This is a genomic window from Idiomarina sp. UBA4206 (assembly GCF_002383015.1).
Lineage (GTDB): Bacteria > Pseudomonadota > Gammaproteobacteria > Enterobacterales > Alteromonadaceae > Idiomarina > Idiomarina abyssalis.
In genome coordinates this window covers 79,812-82,743 of record NZ_DFTS01000043.1, presented here as the reverse complement: position 1 = coordinate 82,743, position 2,932 = coordinate 79,812, and the positions used below count along the sequence as shown (strand labels likewise).

Sequence of the window (2,932 nt, the reverse complement as noted above, 5' to 3'; positions counted from 1 at the left end):
TCGAATCCTGCACAACCCACCACTCCTAATTACTTTGCTACAAGCACATCTTGAATTCAGCTATAATAAGCCCCACTTATTAAGAACACTTGGAAAATAAGCCGTAGTATCATGACCGAGATTCAAACTCTGGATAGCCTTGATTATACTTTTCCGCCTAAACCTAAGCCGTTAAGTGCGAAAGAGAAATCAGAGACAATTAATCGCATTAAGCAGCTTCTAATTGATGAAGATGCTGTGCTGGTGGCTCACTATTACACAGACCCTGATATCCAGGCTCTAGCTGAAGAAACCGGTGGTTGTGTGTCCGACTCTTTAGAAATGGCTCGGTTTGGTCGTGACCATCCGGCGAAAAAATTAATTGTTGCCGGTGTTCGCTTTATGGGTGAAACGGCGAAAATTTTGACGCCCGAAAAGCAAGTACTGATGCCAACATTAAAAGCTGAGTGTTCGCTGGACCTTGGCTGTCCTCCCGAGAAATTCGCTGAGTTTTGTGATCAGCACCCAGACAGAACCGTGGTCGTTTATGCGAATACTTCCGCGGCAGTTAAAGCTCGTGCAGACTGGGTAGTAACTTCCAGCATGGCGCTTGAGCTTGTCGACCACCTGGATGCTAAAGGCGAGAAAATACTTTGGGCTCCTGACCGTCACTTAGGTGGTTATATCGCACGTGAAACCGGCGCAGATATGTTGTTGTGGCAAGGGGCTTGTGTGGTGCATGATGAATTTAAGGCAAAGGCATTGGAGGACATGAAAAAGCTCCATCCGGAGGCCGCAGTTCTTGTTCATCCTGAGTCACCGGAAAATATTGTCGCTATGGCTGATGCAGTAGGCTCAACATCGCAGCTCATTAAGGCGAGTCAGGAATTACCTAACGAAACCTTTATTGTGGCGACAGACAAAGGTATTTTCTACAAAATGCAGCAGCTTCAGCCGAATAAAACCTTTATTGAAGCACCTACAGCCGGAAACGGTGCAACTTGCCGCAGCTGTGCACATTGTCCATGGATGGCCATGAACGGGTTAAAAGCAATTGAAGAAGCACTTACCGACGGTGGTGAGACTCATGAAATACATGTCGACGAAACCTTAGGTAAAAGAGCTATGGTACCACTGGACCGAATGCTGGAATTCTCGGCAAGCTTAAAATAACTAAGACAGGCTCCTTCGGGAGCCTTTTTTATTCCCCGCTTATACAAGATATTTATAGTCGCCATAAATGCATCGCCTACCGAACTGCACAACTGCATGCTAATCTGAATTTATTGAATATTTATTCGGGTGGAATTTGCATGGGGTTTTATGATCCGACTGAAGTGCGTGATAACTGCGGTTTCGGCATTATTGCTAACGTTAATGGTGAACCTCGGCAAGGGTTGATTTCTACAGCCGTTAAGGCTTTGGATCGTATGCAGCATCGCGGCGGTATTGGTGCCGATGGTAAGACTGGTGACGGCTGTGGTTTGCTTCTGCAAATGCCAGAGCAATTTTTCCGTCAATTTGCCGAAAAGAAGGGCTGGCAGCTTAGCAAAAAGTTTGCCGTTGGCATGGTTTTCTTTAGTCGTGATAACGACAAGCGTGAAACCGCACGACAACTTATCGAGCAAGAACTCCAGAGAGAGACCTTAGCCGTTACAGGCTGGCGTAAAGTGCCCGTAGATAATCAAGTGCTGGGGGAAGGTGCTAAGTCGTCTGAGCCTGTTATAGAGCAGGTTCTGGTGTCTGCTCCCCCGGGCTGGCGGAAAAAAGACTTAGAAAGACGTCTGTACATGGCGCGCCGGCGTATTGAGAAGCTCATTCCTAATCAGGAAGAACTTTATATTTCTTCGCTTTCTAGTCTGGTATTGGTTTATAAGGGCTTAATGATGGCGGCGGATTTACCTGCCTATTATGCTGATTTAGCCGACTCCGATATGAAAACCTCCATCTGCGTATTCCATCAACGCTTCTCTACCAATACCGAACCACGCTGGCCTTTAGCTCAACCATTTCGGTTTCTGGCTCATAACGGCGAAATTAATACCATAAGAGGTAATCGGCAATGGGCGCAGGCGCGGGCTTATAAGTTTCAGACTCCTTTGCTACCCGACTTACAGGATGCAAAACCGTTAGTCGGCTTGTCCGGCTCGGATTCTGCGTCGCTGGACAATATGCTGGAGCTGTTGTTAGCCGGCGGTATGGATCTATTCCGGGCTATGCGTTTGCTGATACCGCCCGCCTGGCAAGGCGACGCGACAATGTCTGATGAAATGCGTGCTTTTTATGAATTTAACTCGCTGCACATGGAGCCCTGGGATGGGCCGGCAGGTGTGGTGATGAGTAACGGCAGGCATGTTGCCTGTAGCCTGGATCGTAATGGCTTACGCCCGGCCAGATATGTATTAACGCGCTCTGGTGTTCTGACCATTGCTTCTGAAGTGGGTATCTGGGATTACGACGAACAAGAAGTCATCGAAAAAGGGCGCTTAGGGCCGGGTCAAATGATGGCGGTCGACACCTATACCGGTCAAATTTGGTACAACGACGAAATAGAAGATGAGTTAAAACAACGCCACCCTTATAAACAATGGCTGGAACAGCATCGTCGTCACTTAATTCCGTTTGAACGCAGTCACGCAGATAAACTGGGCCAGCGTCTTTATGACGATGAAACCATGCAGGTATTGCATAAAGCTTACCTGTACTCAGAAGAAGAGCTGCAGCAAATTATCAGTGTATTGGCGAAAGATGGGCAGGAAGCTGTTGGTTCAATGGGCGACGACACTCCAACCGCTGTTCTCTCGAAGCAACCCCGCTTGCTCTACGACTATTTTAGACAACAGTTTGCACAGGTAACAAACCCGGCCATTGATCCCATTCGCGAACGGCACGTGATGTCACTTTCAACCATAATTGGACGCGAGCACAATGTGTTTAACGAAGCTTCTGGTGA

Annotated in this window: 2 protein-coding genes and 1 tRNA gene (1 of these 3 running past the window's edge); all 3 read left to right on the top strand. The window is 47.7% G+C overall.

Features of this window, described 5'->3' with window-relative positions; all coding sequences use genetic code 11:
• A tRNA-Lys gene (locus B3180_RS09440) sits at positions 1 to 22 on the top strand (it extends 258 nt beyond the left edge of the window).
• 89 nt (positions 23 to 111) lie between these two features.
• On the top strand, positions 112 to 1,152 hold the full coding sequence (gene nadA / locus B3180_RS09435) for a quinolinate synthase NadA (protein ID WP_278358324.1): 1,041 nt from the start codon (positions 112 to 114) through the stop codon (positions 1,150 to 1,152).
• 140 nt (positions 1,153 to 1,292) lie between these two features.
• Positions 1,293 to 2,932, top strand: a 1,640-nt coding sequence (locus B3180_RS09430; RefSeq protein WP_286844216.1) for a glutamate synthase central domain-containing protein, incomplete at its 3' end; no start/stop codon positions are given.